This window comes from Prescottella defluvii, assembly GCF_000738775.1.
Lineage (GTDB): Bacteria > Actinomycetota > Actinomycetes > Mycobacteriales > Mycobacteriaceae > Prescottella > Prescottella defluvii.
On the sequence record NZ_JPOC01000062.1, the window covers coordinates 45,498 to 63,298 of the forward strand.

Below are 17,801 nucleotides of genomic sequence, written 5' to 3' on the forward strand. Positions count from 1 at the left end.
ATCTTCCTTCTTCCTGGTCACAGCCGCGGTCTCGGCGTCCTGGGGCGACCTGACCGACGAATCAGCTAAGCCTAAGTATGCTCAGGCGAGCCTAAGCTACATCAGTGCTGGTCTGTTTGGGGTCGCTACGAATTCGGGGTGCACTTCGACGGCGGCGCGGTTGCCGCCGCAGCCGGCCCGGCACGGCGTCGTCGAGTGCCCCGCGGCCGTCCCCTGGGCGCGTCTGTGCTGGACAACCGACTACGCTGGTGCCCCGTGATCACTCGCATGTCGCACCTGTTCCTCCGTACACTTCGCGACGACCCGGCCGATGCCGAGGTCGCCAGCCACAAGCTGCTGGTTCGCGCCGGCTACGTGCGGCGTATCGCGCCAGGCGTGTACTCGTGGCTGCCGCTGGGTCTGCGCGTGCTGCGCGAGGTCGAGCGGGTGGTCCGCGAGGAGATGAACGCGATGGGCGCGCAGGAGATTCTGCTGCCCGCGCTGCTGCCGCGCGATCCCTACGAGACGTCGAACCGCTGGACCGAGTACGGCGCCGGCCTGTTCCGCCTCAAGGACCGCAAGGGCAACGACATGATGCTCGGTCCCACCCACGAGGAGCTGTTCGCGCTCACCGTCAAGGGTGAGTACAACTCGTACAAGGACTTCCCGGTCACCCTGTACCAGGTGCAGACCAAGTACCGCGACGAGGAGCGGCCCCGCGCGGGCATCCTGCGCGGCCGCGAGTTCGTGATGAAGGACTCGTACTCGTTCGACCTCACCGACGAGGGCCTGACGGCGTCCTACCAGGCGCACCGCGACACCTACGAGCGGATCCTGGCCCGCCTCGGCGTCAAGTACGTCATCGTGTCCGCCACCTCGGGTGCGATGGGCGGCAGCGCGTCGGAGGAGTTCCTGGCCGAGAGCGCGATCGGCGAGGACACCTACGTCCGTTGCCTCGAGTCCGGCTATGCCGCCAACGTCGAGGCCGTCAAGACGCTTGCCCCCGAGCCGATCCCGTTCGAGGGGCAGCCGGCCGCCGAGGTGCGCGACACCCCGGGCACCGAGACCATCGACACCCTCGTCGAGTGGGCCAACGGCGCCGACCTCGGTAGAACCGTCACCGCCGCGGACACCCTGAAGAACATCATGGTGAAGACCCGCGTGCCCGGCGGCGAGTGGGAGTTGCTCGCGATCGGAATCCCCGGCGACCGCGAGGTCGACGAGAAGCGTCTCGAGGCCGCGCTCGAGCCCGCCGAGTACGTGCTCATCACCGAGACCGACTTCAAGAACAACCCGTTCCTCGTCAAGGGCTACATCGGCCCGAAGGCGCTGCAGGAGAACGGTGTCCGCTACCTCGTCGACCCGCGTGTCGTGGACGGCACCAGCTGGATCACCGGCGCCGACGAGGAGGGCAAGCACTACGTGGGTCTGGTCGCCGGCCGCGACTTCACCCCGGACGGCACCATCGAGGCCGCCGAGGTGCGCGACGGCGACCCGTCGCCCGACGGCGCCGGCGCGCTGGTCGCCGCCCGCGGCATCGAGGTCGGCCACGTGTTCCAGCTGGGCCGCAAGTACACCGACGTCTTCGGCGTCGACGTGCTGGGCGAGAACGGCAAGCCGGTCCGCCCGACGATGGGCTCGTACGGCATCGGTGTGTCCCGTCTGGTCGCGGTGATCGCCGAGCAGCACCACGACGACAAGGGTCTGCGCTGGCCCGCCGAGGTCACCCCGTTCGACGTGCACCTGGTGATCGCGAACAAGGACGACGCCGCCCGTGCGGGCGCCGAGGCCCTGGCCGCCGAGCTCGACAAGGCCCGCGTCGAGGTCCTCTTCGACGACCGCAAGGCCTCGCCGGGCGTGAAGTTCAAGGACTCCGAGCTGATCGGCGTCCCGCTGGTCGTGGTCGTGGGCCGCGGCTTCGCCGAGGGCAACGTGGAACTGCGCGACCGCTTCACCGGCGAGTCCCGCGAGGTGCCCGTCGAGGGCGCGCTCGCGGAGATCCTCACCGCGATCCGCGGCTGACGCAGCAGGTTTCGCGCGTCGTCCGACGCCCGGATCAGCGCCTGATCCGGGCGTCGTACGCCGCGCGCCCGGCATCGACGTCCAGGAACACCCGTTCGAGTCCGGTTGCCCGCCGCAACAGGTGGGCGACCGGTCTCGGGATCAGCGGCCACAACAGCGCCCCGGACAGCCGGCCCGGTACGACGGCCCGCCGGCGCCCGGTCCGCAGGACCTGCACCACCGTGTGCGCGACCTGTTCCGGCTCGATCGGGGCGATCAACCGTCCCGGATGGGTCCCGGCGAGCAGGCCGGTGCTCGTGAACGTCGGCAGCACCGTCCCGACCCGTATCCCGTGCGCGGACAGTTCGGCGTCCGCGGCGTCACCGAAGCACGACACCGCGGCCTTGGTGGCGTTGTAGACGGCCATGCCCGGCACCGGGATGCACCCGGCGATCGAGGCGATGTTGACGATCCGGCCGCCTCCGGACCCGCGCATCGCCCGCCCCGCGGCGCGGGTCCCGTGCACCACCCCGCGCAAGTTGACGTCCACCACGGCGTCGACGGTCGCATCGTCCTGGTCGAGCAGCGGGCCGAGCGGCATCACGCCGGCGTTGTTGATCCAGCCCCACGGCGGACCGAGTGTCGACTGCACCCGGGTGAGGAAGGCCTGCACCGACCGCGGATCGGTGACGTCGAGCACCTCACCGAGGACGCCGAGGGCGTCGGCGGTGTGCTGTACCTCGGCCTCGTCGATGTCGCCGATGGCGACCCGCGCGCCGACGTCGCGCAGGGCGATCGCGGTCGCCCGGCCGATCCCGCGCGCCCCTCCGGTCACCACGACGACGCGACCGGCGATGTCAGTTCTTCTCACGTGTGGCTCTCCTTCAGTTCGTCGAGCGTGTGGCGCAGGACCTTTCCGGACGATCCTCGGGGGAGTGCGTCGACGAACACGATGTCGCGTGGCATCCGGGAGCGGGGGAGTTCGGCCGCGAGGTACTCGCGGACCGCCTGTTCGTCGAGATCGTCGGTGCACACCAGGTAGGCGCGCAGGCGCCGGCCGAAGTCGGGGTCCGGGACCGCGGTGACCACGGCGTCGGTGACATGCGGGTGGGCGAGCAGCGTCGTCTCTACCTCCTCGGGGAAGACGTTCTCGCCGCCGGAGACGATCATTGCGTCGGAACGGCCCGCGACGTGCAGGCGGCCGGCCGTGTCGAGGTGGCCGCGGTCGCCGGTGTCGAGGAACCCGCCCGTGCCGCTCTTGCGGGTGCCATCGGTGTAGGCCTCGATCTGGCCCGGCGTGCGCACCAGAATCCGGCCCTCGGCTCCGGCCGGGAGCGGGCGGCCGTCGTCGTCGGCGATGCGAACGGTGTTGCCGCGCGGTGGAATCCCCGCGCACCCCGGGGACTCGGCGAGGTCCGCGGGTGTCGCGATGCTGATGTATGCGGCCTCGGTGGACCCGTACAGGTTGTGCAGCACCGATCCCCACGCGTCGGTGATCTGCGTGACCAGGGCGGTGTCCAGTCGAGCGCCGCCGCTGGCGACTATTCGCAACGCGGACAGGTCGGCTGACGGCTCGGCATCCGACGCGCCGAGAAGTCGGCGCAGCATGGTCGGCACCGCGATCAACGCGGCGCAGCGGTGGGCTTGCAGGTCGTGCAGCGTCTTCGTGGCGTCGAAACGTCGCCGCAGCACCAGCGTCGATCCGAGGGTCAGCGTCAGTGTCGCGACCAGCAGTCCCCAGCCGTGGAAGATCGGCGCCGCCACCAGGACTCGTTCGCCACCACGCAGGGGGATCTTCGAGAGCAGACCCGCCGGCAGGAGCAGCGTCGGCGCCTCCCCGCGCGGTGCCCCCTTCGGGGTGCCGCTGGTGCCGCTGGTCAAGATCACCAGAGACGCCGGTCGCGCCGGCCTGGGCGGCAGCGTGTCCGGGACGTTCGCGAGAAGCGCGGACAGCGTGTCCGGAGCGTCGGGATCGGCGCACCACGCGCGCCAGCACGGCCCGTCGAATCCCTCTACCGCAGAGGCGAACTCCTCGTCGTGGATGATCGCGTCCAGGCGTTCACGGGCGGCCACTTCGGACACCTGACGGCGCCCGAAGTCCGAGTTGAGCAGCACGACACGGGCGCCGGCGGCCGATGCCGCGCAGAGCGCGACGACGGCGTCGGCGTGATTGCGGCACAGTATCCCGATCCCCGGTTGCGGCCCGGGCAGTCGCGAGCGCAGCGCGTGCGCCAGACGGTGTGTGCGCCGGGCGAAGTCGTCGAACGTCAACCGAACCCGCTCGTCGACGATCGCGACGCGGTCCGGGTACACGGCCGCGCCGAAGGCCGCCAACCCGCCGAACGGTCCGAGGCGGGCCACCGCCCGCGCCCCGACCGCCGCGGCCCTCGGGTTTCGCGGGACCATGCCCGCCCGCCACAGGACCCCGGCCGAGGCCACCTCGTCGACGATGCGCATCGCTCTCCTCACGATCGGTGCCGCACCGCGAGCAGGGCACGGGTGCCGGTATTCATCGCGGCCAGCAGGGCGCCGCGGAGTCGGTCGGGGTAGGCCGTCGGGACGCGTTGGGTGGTGACCGTCTGCGGTTCGGTGTAGCGGACGATGCCGTCGCGGCCGTGCCGGCGGCCGGTCCCGCTGGACCGCATGCCGCCCATCGGGGCGCCCAACGACGCGATCGCGGACAGGTAGCCGTCGTTGACGTTCACCGAACCCGCGACCACCCGGGCGGCGATCCCGCGTCCGCGTTCCACGTCGCGGGTCCACACACTCGCGCTCAGCCCGTACTCGCCCTCGTTGGCGCGGCGCACCGCCTCCTCCTCCGATGTCACCGGGTAGACGGAGACGACCGGGCCGAAGGTCTCCTCGGTGTGCACCGTCATCTCGGCCGTCACACCGGTGAGCACGGTCGGTTCGTGGAACAGCGGGCCGAGGTCGGGGCGCGCTCGGCCTCCGGTCACGACGGTGGCGCCCTTGGCCAGTGCGTCCGCGACGTGCTTCTCGGTCGTCTCGAGCTGGCGACGGGAGGTCAGCGACCCCATGTCCACGTCGTAGCCGTACCCGGCGCCGACCCGAAGCCGCTCGGTGCGCGTGGCCAGGTCGCGCACGAACCGGTCGAACACGCTCTCGTGCACGTAGATCCGTTCGATGCCGATGCACATCTGCCCGGCGTTGGAGAAGACCGCCTGCACGGCGCCGCGGGCGGCCGCCGGGACGTCGGCGTCGGCGCAGACGATCATCGGGTTCTTCCCGCCCAACTCCAGCGAGGACCCGATCAGCCGGTCCGCGCACCTGCGGGCGATCTCCCGGCCCGTCGCCGTCGACCCGGTGAAGCTCACGTAGTCCACCTCGTCCACCACCGCGGGACCGATGCGGCGGCCGGGACCGGCCACCACCTGCCACACCGCCTCGGGCACCCCGGCCCGAACCGCCAGGCGGCGGGCGTGGAGCAGCGTGAGCGGGGCCTGCGAATCGGCCTTGCTGAGCACCGCATTGCCGGCGAGCAGGGCCGGGATAACGTCGCCGACGGCCAGGAACAGCGGATAGTTCCACGGCGCGATCACCCCGACGAGACCCTTGGGGAGGTAGCCGACCCGGGCCGACACCAGCCCCGGCACCGCGCCCCGGACCCGGCGTTCGCGCAGGTAGTCGGCGCTGTGGGCGGCGTAGTGCAGTGCCGTGGACACGACGCCCTGCACCTCGACGGCGGCGTGCACGCGGGCCTTGCCTGTTTCCCACTGCATGAGGTCGCACAGGCGGTCGTGGTGGTCGACCAGCAGGCGCGCGAACCGCGCCACGACGGCCCGGCGCTCCCGGATCGGCCGCGCCGCCCAGTCCGGCTGCGCCGACCGGCCGACCGCGGCAACCGCGGCGACCGACCCGGCGGACGTCTGCGGGACGGGCGGCAGCGACTCGCCGGTAAACGGTGCGGTGGCGCACGAGTATTCGGTGGAGGGCGGCAGCTGGGCCAGCAGGTCGTCGTACCCGGCGATCAGCACGGCGTACCTGCGCACGTGCCGGCGGCGGTCACCACACCAGGCGGGTGAGGTACCTCTCGGCGTAGCGGCGTACCGCAGCGGGATCGGCCGTGTCCAACTGCCCGTGGGGGTGCAGCATCAGCGACATCGCGATGCGGATGAGGATCTCGGACGCGGCCAGCAGATCCTCCTCGGGCATCGACGCCCCGCTGTGGCGCAGCGTGGCGGCGACCCGTGCGGCGGTGACCGCGATCGGTGCACCCTCGGTGCGGGAGGTCACCTCGACCATCATTTCCGGTTCGCTCTCGAGGATCCGGCCGATCAGCGGGATCTCGCGAGTCAGTTGAACTCCCCGGGCGAAGCACTCCACGACGGCCTGCGCCGGGTCGAGATTGCGGGCCAGGGCGTCGAGTTGATCGAAGAACAGTCCCGCCTCGCGCAGGACCAGCACCTCGACCAGCGCGTCCTTGTTCGGGAACCGCCGGTAGAGGGTGCTGCGGCTGATCCCCGCACGCTTGGCGACGTCGTCCATGTTGGTGCGCCGAATCCCGTAGCGCTCGAACTCCTCCCGCGCGGCGTCGAGCATCGCCTGCTCCGCGGAGGAGGCGGGCGGTGCGGTGGGGGTGCGGCGCGTGGTCATCACGGGTCAGCATATCCATCGTCAGATCGCCCGCAGCGTCACCGGGAGGCGGTCCTTCGGAACCGGCAGCGTGGTGTTGTCGAGTTTCCACGTGTAGCCGTCGGGCACCGACCACTCGAAGTCGAGCAGGAGGTTGTGCATGATCGTCTTGATCTCCATCTGCGCGAAGTAGAGGCCGATGCACTTGTGCACGCCGCCGCCGAACGGCATCCACGCGTACCGGTGCGACTTGTCCTCCGCACGTTCGGGGGAGAAGCGGTCCGGATCGAACCGTTCGGGGTCCGTCCACAGGGCGGGGTTGTGGTGATTGACCATCCCGATCGCGCTGACGTACGTGCCCTTCGGGACGAAGTGACCGTCGATCTCGGTGTCCTCCAACGCGCGCCGGGCAAGACCGGGCACCGGCGAGTTCAGGCGCAGTGACTCCTTCATGACGGCGTCGAGCACCGTGAACTCGGGCAGGTTGTCGTACGTGATCTCGCGCGGCAGCGCGCGGGACTGTGCGCGGGCCTTCTCCTGCCACTGCGGGTTCTTGGCCAGGTAGTAGGCCATGGTGGTCAGCGTGATGGTCGAGGTGTCGTGCGCGGCCATCAACACGAAGATCATGTGGTTGACGACGTCCTCGTCGGTGAAGGTGTGGCCCTCCTCGGACCGTGCCCGGCACAGCACGGAGAACAGGTCCGGGGTCTCGGTGGCGCGCTTGGCCGGGAGGTGCTCGCGGAAGAACTCCTCGAGCACGGTGCGCCCGGCCAGACCGCGGGACCACTTGGTCCCGGGGATGTTCCTGCGGACGAGGGACATCCCGGCGTTGACGCAGTCGATGAACGCCCTGTTGATCCGATCCGCCTCCGCGCGCGGCAGATCCATGCCCAGGAAGATCTCCAGCGCCAGATCGAGGGTCAGTTCCTTGAACCGGTCGAGAATCGGGATGCTCTCGCCGACGGGCAGGCTCCGGACACCGTCACGCAGCATCGGCTGCATGTCGTCCAGGTAGCCGCGTAGGTGCTTGTTGTTGAAGGCCTGCTGCAGGATCAGGCGGTGGTGTCGGTGCTCCTCGAAGTCCATCAACAGGATCCCGCGGCGGAAGAACGGCCCGATCAGGAACCCCCAGGCCGGCTCCGCGGCCAGCGCCTTCTGCCGGTTCGCGGCAACCGCCTCGGCGCCGTCGGCGGTGAGCGGCACCGCGAACTTCTGGCCGAATGCGTTGATGTAGGTGATGTCGCCGAAGGCTTCCCGTCGCTGCGCGACGAGCCGCACCGGGTTGCGGAAGAACCGCAGGAGTTCGACGACGCCGGGATCGCCGGTGCCGTTGATCGGCCGGAGACCACTGCCGGCCGGTGGTGGTGCCAACTGCTTGGTGCGCACGGAAGTCTCCTAGCGGGTGGGGGCGGATACGGCCCGGGAGTTCATCAACGGTCGTGGGTCGATCCCGACCCGGCGCCAGGCCTCGGCCGCCCAGGGCAGATACAACGCGCGCAACGGCAACCTGTTGACGAGCGGGTTGATGCGGCGGGAGAACGCCGCGAAACGCTGGAACTGCCTCTCCTTCTTCGGATTCCAGTCGAGACCGCACACCTCGCGCATCTGCGGGGGCAGAGTGCCGACGACGACGGTTCGCATGAAGGCGTTGATCGGGGCGGACAGCACGTTCCACACGGGCGCCGGAATCCGCCGTGGGCCCGGCACGCCCTTGCGGATGTACCCGGTGGCGTAGACGATCGTCGCGGTCGGCACGAACCGGTCGAGCATCTGCGCCCAGTACTCCTGGAACTCCTCGTAGGTCTGCGGCTGACTCCGGTCACTGACCCCGTAGATCCGGTACCAGGTCCGGCCTTCCTCGAAGATCTGCACCTTCTCCTCGTGCGACAGCCGGCGGATGAAGGTGTCGGTGACGTACAGGACCTGGTCGACGAAGGTGGCGTGCGCCCAGTAGAAGAGTTCCGGGTTGAGGGCGTGATAGCGCGAGCCGTCGTCGATCGTGCCCTTGATCGGCTTGTGGAAGTCGCGAACCGTGCGACCCCAGTGGTGGGGGGCGTCGCTGTAGACGGTCTTCATGATCGGCGGGCCACTGCGGCGGGCCCGGCCGAGGGTGTCGGAGAAGATCACCGAATGGTCCTCGACAGCCTTGCCGAGCTGCTCGATGCAGTTCTCGGTACCGGCCAGCCGCTGGAACCCCAGCAGTCCTCGGATGTCGCCGTAGTACTTCCAGATCAGCGAATCGGGACCCAGCCGCGGCGCGTCTGGGGCGTCTGGGTTGTCTGGGTTGTCTACGAGCATGGGGACCGCCTCACGGATGGCGGAATCGAAGTCGAGCGGCTCGAGCGGCATGGGTGGTTCCCTGTCTGCGGTGGGACGGTGGAACAAAACTGTCTCGCTGTGTCAGAAGTTAGCACCGAGTGACCCACGACACAAGGATGTCGGTGGCGTCCGGTGATCGGCTTCGCGAGAACCTCCCCGCGTGCGGCGGGTGTCGGGAAGAGTGGACGGCGAGCCCCTTCCTGGGGCGCCGCTTCCGTGACCCGGAGGGTGATGACAGTGGGCGAGCTACTGCTGAATCCGCACGACTACGACCCCAAGGATTTCGATCCGAACACGCGCCGATTGCTGCGCGCGACGATCGACTGGTTCGAGGCCCGGGGTAAACGCCGGTTGTTGCAGGACGACCTCCATGCGATCTGGACCGGTGACTTCATGAACTTCGCCGGGCGCGAGGGTCTGTTCGCGACGTTCCTCACCCCGGCCGCCGAGGCGAACGGCGATCCCAACAAGAGGTGGGACGCCGCGCGAAACGCCGCGCTGAGCGAGATCCTCGGGTTCTACGGGTTGTCCTACTGGTACCTGTGGCAGGTGACGGTGCTCGGCCTCGGGCCGGTCTGGATGAGCGACAATCCGGCGGCCCGACGGCGCGCCGCCGACCAGTTGGACGCCGGTGGGGTCATGGCGTTCGGCCTGTCCGAGCGTGAGCACGGCGCCGACGTCTACTCGACCGACATGCTGCTCGCCCCGTGCGTCGGCACGGCCGACGGCACCGCCGCGTTCCGCGCGAACGGCACCAAGTACTACATCGGCAACGGCAACGTCGCCGGCACGGTGTCGGTGTTCGGGCGCCGCACCGACGTCGAGGGCGCCGACGGCTACGTCTTCTTCACCGTCGACAGTCGGCACCTGCACTACCGCCTCATCGACAACGTCGTGCACGGGCAGATGTATGTCAGCACTTTCGCGCTGCGCGACTACCCGGTGCGGGAGGAGGACATCCTGCACACCGGACCGGACGCGTTCTCGGCGGCGCTCAACACCGTCAACGTCGGCAAGTTCAACCTGTGCACGGCCTCGATCGGGATCTGTGAGCACGCCTTCTTCGAGGCGATCACGCACGCCCACAACAGAATTCTGTACGGCAAGCGAGTCACCGACTTCCCGCACGTGCGGGCCAACTTCGTGGACGCCTACGCCCGGCTCGTCGCGATGAAACTGTTCAGTGCCCGCGCCGTCGACTACTTCCGCAGTGCCGGACCGGAGGATCGCCGGTACCTGCTGTTCAACCCGATGACGAAGGCGAAGGTCACCTCGGAGGGGGAAACGGTGATGGCGTTGCTGCACGACGTCATCGCGGCCAAGGGCTACGAGAAGGACACGTACTTCCGGGAGGCCGCCGAGTTGATCGGCACGCTGCCCAAACTCGAGGGCACCGTCCACGTCAACGTCGCGCTGATCCTCAAGTTCATGCCGAAGTACCTGTTCGATCCGGCGTCGTATCCGGATGTCGCCACCCGTACCGACCCCACCGACGACGCATTCTTCTGGAGGCAGGGCCCCACCCGGGGTGCGGGCAACGTGCAGTTCCAGGACTGGACCCGGGTGTACGACGCCCACGCCGACATCCCCAACGTCGCCCGGTTCCACGAGCAGGCACTCGAACTCCGGGAGCTGCTCGCGACGGCGGCGCCGGACGCAGTGCAGCGGGAGGACCTGGACTTCCTGCTCACCGTCGGGCATCTGTTCGAGCTGGTCGTCTACGGGCAGTTGATCCTCGAGCAGGCCGACATCGTCGGTCTCGACCGCGATCTGCTCGAGCAGATCTTCGACTTTCAGATCCGTGACTTCTCCCGGTACGCCGTCGCCCTGCACGGTAAGCCGTCGTCGACGGCGGCCCAGCAGGAGTGGTCCATCGGTGCTATCCGCAAGCCCGTGCCCGACACCGACCGCTTCGATCGGGTGTGGGAGCAGGTCGTCGGGTACGACGGCGCATACGAGATGCGGCCCTAGGCTGTCGGTATGACGGACAGCATGGATGACGTGAATCGGTGGGTCGAGGTCGACCACTATCTGGCCGAGACGGTTCTGGGTGCGGACGAGGCGCTCGAGCGCGCCCTCGCGGCCAACGCCGCGGCGGGGCTGCCGCCGATCGACGTGTCGCCGGCGCAGGGCAAGCTGCTGAACCTGCTGGCGCGCATGGCCGGTGCGACGCGGGTGCTCGAGATCGGCACGCTCGGTGGGTACAGCACCATCTGGCTCGCCCGCGCGGTCGGGGAGTCGGGGCGGGTCGTCACGGTTGAGTACGAACCTCGCCACGCCGCCGTCGCCCGGGACAACGTGGACCGGGCCGGTGTCGGCGACCGGGTCGACATCCGGGTCGGTGCGGCGCTGGACGTGCTGCCGGGTGTCGAGGCCGACGGCATCGCGCCCTTCGACCTGGTGTTCATCGACGCCGACAAGGTGAACAACTCCAACTACGTGCGGTGGGCCCTGCGGTTGTCGCGGCCCGGCACGGTGATCGTCGTCGACAATGTCGTGCGCGGCGGATCGGTGTCCAACCCCGACCTCGACGACGAGGCCGTCCGCGCCAGTCGCGAGGTCCTCGAACTGCTGGCGGCCGAACCGCGCCTCGATGCCACCGCGCTGCAGACGGTCGGCTCGAAGGGATGGGACGGTTTCGCTCTTGCGCTGGTGGTGAATTGAAACCGGCCCCACGTTTTCCGCTTGCGCTGACGGTTCGGCGTCGTCCACGTAGGGTGTGACGCGCGCGACCATCTGACCGTCGAACCTCGAGAGACGCAGGCGAATGCACAAGCTGAGAACCACTATTGCCGCGGCCGGCCTGGCCGTGATCCCGTTCCTTGCGACCGCACCGGCCAACGCGGCCGCGCTGAACATCCCGGGACTGATCGATCAGGGCATCGATACCCTCCAGTACACGGCCGCATCCGGTGTCTCGGACACCGTTTCGTCACTGGGGCAGTACGCCGCCGCGCACGCCTACCTCACGACCGGCGACCCGGCGTCCCGCTACATCGTGGTGCTCGGGGCGCGCCTCAACGCCGACGGACTGCTGCCGGCGGTGCTCAACGCGCGACTGGACGCCGCGGCCGCGATCGCGCGCATCCACCCGCAGAACAAGGTGATCGTCTCGGGTGGGCCGACGCAAGCGCTGCCCTACAGCGAATCGCAGGCGATGTTCGCCGGTCTCGTTCTGCGAGGCGTCAATCCGGCGAGCATCGTGCTGGAGAACGCCTCGTACTCGACGGTCGAGAATGCCCGCAACACCACCGAGATCCTCTCGGCGGCCGGTGCGGACGGCGCCGTCCTGGTGACTTCCGCGTCCCACATCGACCGGGCGCTCGGGGCGTTCCGGTCGGCGTCGGGCGAGTTCCGGTACGCGCCCGTCGCCGTCCCCGGGTGGTGAGCGGGGTGCGTCGGTAGGGCGCAATCAACCCTGCTGTGGTGGAACAGGATACGTCCAGTACGGCGGGATCTCGTGTGCGAGGCCACCATCCGTCTTCGTCCCGTTGTGGCTCTGATTGCAGGGGCCCGCACCCCACCAGGTGACGTTCACCGGGGGGCCGGCGGCGTAGTGGAAGGTGGTCCACACGACCGCTGCCGGTGCCCCGACGATTCCGATTCCGCACAGGCGCGGGTTGCCGGGGCCGCCGACGTTGAAGGCGTCGACGACGGCGACGAGTTCGGCTCCCTCGAGGCGCCCCGACAGCGTGAGGGGCGGCGGAGTCGACGGAGCCGATCCGAAGTCTCCGCCTGCCTTCTCGTAGCGGCAGACGTCGGCGGACAGCGGGCTGTCGGGAACCATCGTCTCAGCGGTGCCGGGCCGCGCCGGGCCGAACTCCGGACTCGCGGCCGGGCAGTCCACCGGTGCCGCCGCCGGTATTGCGACGACGGGTGCCGTCTCGGTTTGCGCGGCCGCGCCGTCGGTCCCCGCGGAGTCGTGGATCAGCAGGGCTGCGCCGGCGCACAGCACGGCCAGGCCGGCGATGCGGACGACGACGCGACCGGATACTTTCATCGATTCCCCCATGCGTCGCAGATTAGCGGCACCCCGATCTCCGGACCGAAGAACCGGCCCGAATCGGTCTGGCCTCCCGGTGCGCGGCGCCGGGCGGTCGTAGCATCGGGTCCGTGGCCAATCCGACCGTCCGCTCCGATGATTCCGAATCGCTGCGCGTGCTCGTGTACAGCAGCGACGCCTCGACCCGCGGGCAGGTGATGCGGGCCCTCGGTCGGCGTCCGCATCCCGACCTTCCGGAACTGGAGTACGTGGAGGTCGCGACGGCGCCGGTGGTGGTCCGCACGATGGATGCGGGCGGGATCGCGCTGGCGATTCTCGACGGCGAGGCGACACCGGCGGGTGGCATGGGAATCGCCAAGCAGCTCAGGGACGAGCTCGCGGTGTGCCCGCCTGTGGTGGTGCTGACCGGACGTGCCGACGATGCCTGGCTCGTGGACTGGTCGCGGGCCGACGCTGCCGTGCCGCACCCGATCGACCCCTTCCGGCTGGCCGCCGCCGTCGTTCCGCTGCTGCGGCGGCCGTGACGGAACCGGTGCCGGCTCGATATCGCGGCGGCATCGGAAGACTCGCGGGTAAAACCGAAGCCAAGGTTGACGCTCGTCCCGGTAGGCTGAGTCGTAGATCACATTCTGCGGGTGGATTCTCCTGATTGCGTGATTGTGCGTCGCTCGTGGCTACCCGCCGCTCGTGTTCTGGTTGTGACCGTCCTGCATCGGGCACGGGCGGTCGGGCTCGCGAGGTGAGGAGCTGAGGTGACGTGAACGCGTACGTGCCGATTCTCGTGCTCGCGGCGATCGCCGCCGCGTTCGCGGTCTTCTCCGTGATCGTCGCCTCGGTCGTGGGACCGCGGCGGCTCAACCGCGCCAAGCTCGAGCCGTACGAGTGCGGAATCGAGCCCACCCCGGCGGAAGCCGGGCGGGGTCTGGCCGGCCATCGGGTCCCGGTGAAGTACTACCTCACGGCGATGCTCTTCATCATCTTCGACATCGAGATCGTGTTCCTCTACCCGTGGGCCGTCCACTTCGACGCGCTCGGTGTGTTCGGTCTGGCCGTGATGGCGGTCTTCGTGTTCAACGTCGCGGTGGCCTACGTGTACGAGTGGCGGCGTGGGGGATTGAGCTGGGACTAGGGGTGTTTCGGGTGACTGCCGAGCGGAGGTGAACCGGGTATGGGTCTCGAGGAGAAGCTGCCGAGTGGTTTCGTGCTGAGCACGGTCGAAACCGTCGCCGGCTACGCGCGCAAGGGCTCGTTGTGGCCGGCGACCTTCGGCCTCGCCTGTTGTGCGATCGAGATGATGGCCACCACGTCGGGGCGCTTCGACCTCGCCAGGTTCGGGATGGAGGCCTTCCGCGCGTCCCCGCGCCAGGCCGATCTCATGATCGTGGCCGGACGGGTGAGTCAGAAGATGGCCCCCGTGCTGCGGCAGGTCTACGACCAGATGGTCGAACCCAAGTGGGTCCTCGCGATGGGGGTGTGTGCCTCGTCGGGCGGAATGTTCAACAACTATGCGATCGTGCAGGGCGTCGACCACGTGGTGCCGGTCGACATCTACCTGCCGGGCTGCCCACCGCGCCCGGAGATGCTGCTCAACGCGATCCTGACGCTGCACGCGAAGATCCAGGAGATGCCGCTCGGGGTCAACCGCGAACAGGCGGTGCGCGCGGCGGAGGAGGCGGCGCTCGCCGCCCGGCCCACGATCGACCTCGGGTTTCCGGGGCGCGGCGCGGGGGCGGTGCTGTGATGACGAACGGACGCGACGGTGATCGCTCCGAACTCGGTGGTCCCGATCCCGAGGCCACCGCCGGTCCGGAGGGCACGGTGCCGCCCGAGTCGGTCGCGGGCGGCGAGATGATCGGTCTGCGACAGGGCATGTTCGGTGTCGGCGGCACCGGCGACACCTCCGGCTACGGACGGCTCGTCCGCCCGGTCACGTTGCCGGGCAGCACTCCTCGCCCCTACGGCGGCTACTTCGACGAGGTCGTCGACACGTTGGCCGTCGGGCTCGGCGATACCGGGAGGCCGTTCGTCGATGCCGTCGAACGGGTCGTCGTCTTCCGCGGCGAACTGACCCTGCACGTGCGACGGGACTCCCTGCAGGTAGTCGCGCGATTGCTGCGCGATCATCCCGAACTGCGTTTCGAACTGTGCCTGGGGGTCAGCGGCGTGCACTACCCGCAGGATTCCGGGCGGGAGTTGCATGCGGTGTACCCGCTGATGTCGATCACCCACGGCCGTCGGCTACGGCTCGAGGTGGCCGTGCCCGACGCCGACCCGCACATTCCGTCGCTCTACGGCGTGTACCCCACGACGGACTGGCACGAGCGGGAGGCGTACGACTTCTTCGGCCTGATCTTCGACGGGCACCCGTCGCTGACCCGGATCGAGATGCCCGACGACTGGACGGGGCACCCACAGCGCAAGGACTACCCCCTCGGCGGCATCCCCGTCGAGTACAAGGGGGCGAGGATCCCACCACCGGACGAACGGAGGGCCTACCAGTGACCACCCCTCGTGATCCGTTCACCCGGAACGGCACCGGCGACGCGGTGTTCACCGTCGGCGGTCAGGACTGGGACGAGTTCGTGGACGCTGCGCACAGCGCCCACGATGCCGGGGCCGAACGCATCGTCGTGAACATGGGGCCCCAGCACCCGTCCACGCACGGCGTGCTGCGGCTGATCCTCGAGATCGAGGGGGAGACGGTCACCGAGACCCGCTGCGGTGTCGGCTACCTGCACACCGGGATCGAGAAGAACCTCGAGTACCGGAACTGGACCCAGGGCGTCACGTTCGTGACCCGGATGGACTACCTGTCCCCGTTCTTCAACGAGGTCGCCTACTGCCTGGGCGTCGAGAAGCTCCTCGACATCACCGATCGGGTTCCCGAGCGCGCCACCGTCGTGCGGGTGATGTTGATGGAGCTCAACCGGATCTCGTCGCATCTGGTGGCGCTCGCGACGGGCGGCATGGAACTGGGGGCGATCACCCCGATGCTGTTCGGCTTCCGTGAACGTGAGCTGGTCCTGGACGTGTTCGAGATGATCACCGGGCTGCGCATGAACCACGCGTACATCCGCCCGGGCGGTCTGTCGCAGGACCTGCCCGACGGCGCAGCGGCGAAGGTGCGCGAGTTGCTCGACCTCATGCCCCGCCGGTTGAAGGACATCGAGGATCTGCTGAGCGAGAACCCGATCTGGAAGGCCCGGACGAAGGGCATCGGCTATCTCGATCTGACCGGCTGTATGGCGCTGGGGGTGACCGGACCGGTGCTGCGCGCCACCGGCCTGCCCCTGGACGTACGCAGGTCGGATCCGTACTGCGGCTACGAGACCTACGAGTTCGACGTCGTCACCGAATCCGGATCCGATTGCTACAGCCGCTATCTCGTCCGGCTGCGCGAGATGGCGGAGTCGCTGAAGATCGTCGAACAATGCCTCGACCGTCTCCGTCCGGGTCCGGTCATGGTGGCGGACAAGAAGATCGCGTGGCCCGCCGACCTGGCTGTCGGCGTCGACGGCCTGGGGAACTCACTCGAGCACATCCGGCGGATCATGGGTACCTCGATGGAGGAACTGATCCACCACTTCAAGCTGGTCACCGAGGGATTCCGGGTGCCGCCCGGGCAGGTGTACATCCCGGTGGAGTCGCCGCGCGGTGAACTGGGCGTGCACATGGTCAGCGACGGTGGGACCAGGCCCTTCCGGGTGCACTACCGCGATCCGTCGTTCACCAATCTGCAGGCCGTCTCGGCGATGTGCGAGGGAGGCATGGTGGCCGACGTGATCGCGTCCGTCGCCAGTATCGATCCCGTCATGGGGGGAGTAGACCGATGACCGGTGCGCGAGAAGGCAGTGGATCGGGTCCGGTGTTCGTCGAACTGAGCTGTCCCGGGGACCGTCCGAGCTATCCGCCGGACGTGCACACCAGGCTGGTGGCGGACGCCGAGGAGATCGTCGCCCGCTACGAGACCGGTGATGCCGAGGCGGACCGTCGGCGCGGGCCCGACAGCCCATCCCGTTCGGCGCTGCTGCCCCTGCTGCACCTGGTGCAGGCCGAGGACGGCTACGTCTCCCCGGCGGGAATCGACTTCTGTGCACGACAACTCGGCCTGACCGCCGCCGAGGTGACCGCCGTCGCGACGTTCTACTCGATGTACCGGCGCAGTCCGTCCGGCACGTATCACGTCGGCGTGTGCACCAACAGCCTGTGCGCGGTGATGGGTGGGGACACGATCCATGCCGCCCTCCGGGACCACCTCGGTATCGACGACGGCGAGACCACCGCGGACGGATCGGTGACCCTCGATCACATCGAGTGCAACGCGGCGTGCGACTTCGCACCGGTGATGATGGTGAACTGGGAGTTCTTCGACAACCAGACGCCGGCGTCGGCCACCGGAATCGTGGACGCGCTCCGGTCGGGTGAGACCGTGACCCCCACACGAGGGGCGCCGCTGGGCTCCTTCCGCGACACGGCCCGGGTGCTCGCCGGGTTCCCCGACCCGCGCCCCGGCGCGGTCGAGGCGGGCGGCGGGGGCGGCGGTGCCAGCCCCCGGCCGCCGCGTCCGTCCGCCGCGGGCTCGGTCGACGGACTGACACCGGTGCTGAGCCGGTACTGGGACGACCCCCGGTCGTGGACCCTCGACACCTATCACCGCCACGACGGCTACACCGCGCTGCGCAAGGCGCTCGGCGCGAACCCGGACGAGGTGATCCAGACGATCAAGGACGCCGGGCTGCGTGGCCGCGGCGGCGCCGGTTTCCCGACCGGGATGAAGTGGTCGTTCATCCCGCAGGACCCGGCGACGGACGGTGCCGCCAAGCCGCACTACCTGGTCGTCAACGCGGACGAGTCGGAACCGGGCACCTGCAAGGACATTCCGTTGATGCTGGCGACCCCGCACGCG

Annotated in this window: 17 protein-coding genes; 10 read left to right on the forward strand and 7 right to left on the reverse strand. The window is 69.2% G+C overall.

Annotation, left to right across the window (positions count from 1 at the left end):
- Positions 1-255: 255 nt before the first annotated feature.
- The gene (locus IJ15_RS0120205) at positions 256-2,001 is read left to right on the forward strand and encodes a proline--tRNA ligase (RefSeq protein WP_031940154.1); all 1,746 of its coding nucleotides are present in this window, start codon (positions 256-258) and stop codon (positions 1,999-2,001) included.
- A 34-nt stretch (positions 2,002-2,035) separates the two neighbouring features.
- Here the strand turns inward: IJ15_RS0120205 and IJ15_RS0120210 are convergent, their stop codons facing one another.
- Genes IJ15_RS0120210 through IJ15_RS0120235 form a run of 6 tightly spaced genes read right to left on the reverse strand, consistent with a single transcriptional unit; the run spans position 2,036 to position 8,922 of the window.
- Positions 2,036-2,851, reverse strand: a complete 816-nt coding sequence (locus IJ15_RS0120210) for an SDR family NAD(P)-dependent oxidoreductase (protein WP_031940155.1) — start codon at positions 2,849-2,851, stop codon at positions 2,036-2,038.
- Entirely contained in the window at positions 2,848-4,437 is a 1,590-nt protein-coding gene (locus IJ15_RS0120215) for an AMP-binding protein (protein ID WP_031940156.1), read from the reverse strand. Before IJ15_RS0120215 ends, IJ15_RS0120210 begins: the two co-directional genes overlap by 4 nt.
- An 8-nt stretch (positions 4,438-4,445) precedes the next feature.
- Positions 4,446-5,990, reverse strand: a complete 1,545-nt coding sequence (locus IJ15_RS0120220) for a succinic semialdehyde dehydrogenase (RefSeq protein WP_051919282.1) — start codon at positions 5,988-5,990, stop codon at positions 4,446-4,448.
- A 13-nt stretch (positions 5,991-6,003) separates the two neighbouring features.
- Positions 6,004-6,594 (reverse strand): TetR/AcrR family transcriptional regulator, encoded by a 591-nt coding sequence (locus tag IJ15_RS0120225; RefSeq protein ID WP_031940158.1) that lies wholly within the window; start codon positions 6,592-6,594, stop codon positions 6,004-6,006.
- Between the two features lie 21 nt (positions 6,595-6,615).
- Positions 6,616-7,959: a cytochrome P450 gene (locus tag IJ15_RS0120230; RefSeq protein WP_031940159.1), complete on the reverse strand. Its 1,344-nt coding sequence runs from the start codon at positions 7,957-7,959 to the stop codon at positions 6,616-6,618.
- A 9-nt stretch (positions 7,960-7,968) separates the two neighbouring features.
- The gene (locus IJ15_RS0120235; protein ID WP_031940160.1) at positions 7,969-8,922 is read right to left on the reverse strand and encodes an oxygenase MpaB family protein; all 954 of its coding nucleotides are present in this window, start codon (positions 8,920-8,922) and stop codon (positions 7,969-7,971) included.
- Between the two features lie 201 nt (positions 8,923-9,123).
- On the opposite strand from IJ15_RS0120235, the gene IJ15_RS0120240 reads away from it, so the two are divergent.
- The 3 genes from IJ15_RS0120240 (at position 9,124) to IJ15_RS0120250 (ending at position 12,280) form a co-directional block, all read left to right on the forward strand.
- Positions 9,124-10,863, forward strand: coding sequence for an acyl-CoA dehydrogenase family protein (locus tag IJ15_RS0120240; RefSeq protein WP_031940161.1), 1,740 nt, complete (start codon positions 9,124-9,126; stop codon positions 10,861-10,863).
- Between the two features lie 9 nt (positions 10,864-10,872).
- On the forward strand, positions 10,873-11,556 hold the full coding sequence (locus IJ15_RS0120245) for an O-methyltransferase (RefSeq protein WP_051919286.1): 684 nt from the start codon (positions 10,873-10,875) through the stop codon (positions 11,554-11,556).
- A 103-nt stretch (positions 11,557-11,659) separates the two neighbouring features.
- On the forward strand, positions 11,660-12,280 hold the full coding sequence (locus IJ15_RS0120250; protein WP_031940163.1) for a YdcF family protein: 621 nt from the start codon (positions 11,660-11,662) through the stop codon (positions 12,278-12,280).
- Positions 12,281-12,304: 24 nt separating this feature from the next.
- On the opposite strand, the gene IJ15_RS0120255 is transcribed toward IJ15_RS0120250, so the two are convergent.
- A complete protein-coding gene (locus IJ15_RS0120255; protein WP_031940164.1) occupies positions 12,305-12,904 on the reverse strand; it encodes a hypothetical protein in 600 nt (199 codons plus the stop codon).
- 101 nt (positions 12,905-13,005) lie between these two features.
- Between IJ15_RS0120255 and IJ15_RS0120260 the strand changes: the two genes are divergently transcribed.
- The 6 genes from IJ15_RS0120260 to nuoE all read left to right on the forward strand — a co-directional run.
- Entirely contained in the window at positions 13,006-13,419 is a 414-nt protein-coding gene (locus IJ15_RS0120260; RefSeq protein WP_031940165.1) for an Rv3143 family two-component system response regulator, read from the forward strand.
- Positions 13,420-13,652: 233 nt separating this feature from the next.
- A complete protein-coding gene (locus tag IJ15_RS0120265; RefSeq protein WP_031940166.1) occupies positions 13,653-14,024 on the forward strand; it encodes an NADH-quinone oxidoreductase subunit A in 372 nt (123 codons plus the stop codon).
- A 39-nt stretch (positions 14,025-14,063) separates the two neighbouring features.
- Positions 14,064-14,636, forward strand: coding sequence for a NuoB/complex I 20 kDa subunit family protein (locus tag IJ15_RS0120270; RefSeq protein WP_031940167.1), 573 nt, complete (start codon positions 14,064-14,066; stop codon positions 14,634-14,636).
- Positions 14,636-15,397: an NADH-quinone oxidoreductase subunit C gene (locus IJ15_RS0120275; RefSeq protein WP_031940168.1), complete on the forward strand. Its 762-nt coding sequence runs from the start codon at positions 14,636-14,638 to the stop codon at positions 15,395-15,397. Before IJ15_RS0120270 ends, IJ15_RS0120275 begins: the two co-directional genes overlap by 1 nt.
- Complete coding sequence (gene nuoD / locus IJ15_RS0120280; protein WP_051919289.1) at positions 15,394-16,728, forward strand: NADH dehydrogenase (quinone) subunit D; 1,335 nt, start codon at positions 15,394-15,396, stop codon at positions 16,726-16,728. The genes IJ15_RS0120275 and nuoD overlap by 4 nt, the downstream gene beginning before the upstream one ends.
- Positions 16,725-17,801, forward strand: a 1,077-nt coding sequence (nuoE, locus tag IJ15_RS25680) for an NADH-quinone oxidoreductase subunit NuoE (protein ID WP_081880837.1), incomplete at its 3' end; no start/stop codon positions are given. The genes nuoD and nuoE, both read left to right, overlap by 4 nt.

What these genes read in the sequence shown, in the direction of transcription:
- IJ15_RS0120215 (WP_031940156.1), bottom strand. Translation starts at nt 4,437, where the DNA reads ATGCGCATCGTCGACGAGGTGGCCTCGGCCGGGGTCCTGTGGCGGGCG.
- IJ15_RS0120225 (WP_031940158.1), bottom strand. Translation starts at nt 6,594, where the DNA reads ATGACCACGCGCCGCACCCCCACCGCACCGCCCGCCTCCTCCGCGGAG.
- IJ15_RS0120235 (WP_031940160.1), bottom strand. Translation starts at nt 8,922, where the DNA reads ATGCCGCTCGAGCCGCTCGACTTCGATTCCGCCATCCGTGAGGCGGTC.
- IJ15_RS0120240 (WP_031940161.1), top strand. Translation starts at nt 9,124, where the DNA reads ATGACAGTGGGCGAGCTACTGCTGAATCCGCACGACTACGACCCCAAG.
- IJ15_RS0120245 (WP_051919286.1), top strand. Translation starts at nt 10,873, where the DNA reads ATGACGGACAGCATGGATGACGTGAATCGGTGGGTCGAGGTCGACCAC.
- IJ15_RS0120250 (WP_031940163.1), top strand. Translation starts at nt 11,660, where the DNA reads ATGCACAAGCTGAGAACCACTATTGCCGCGGCCGGCCTGGCCGTGATC.
- IJ15_RS0120255 (WP_031940164.1), bottom strand. Translation starts at nt 12,904, where the DNA reads ATGGGGGAATCGATGAAAGTATCCGGTCGCGTCGTCGTCCGCATCGCC.
- IJ15_RS0120270 (WP_031940167.1), top strand. Translation starts at nt 14,064, where the DNA reads ATGGGTCTCGAGGAGAAGCTGCCGAGTGGTTTCGTGCTGAGCACGGTC.
- IJ15_RS0120275 (WP_031940168.1), top strand. Translation starts at nt 14,636, where the DNA reads ATGACGAACGGACGCGACGGTGATCGCTCCGAACTCGGTGGTCCCGAT.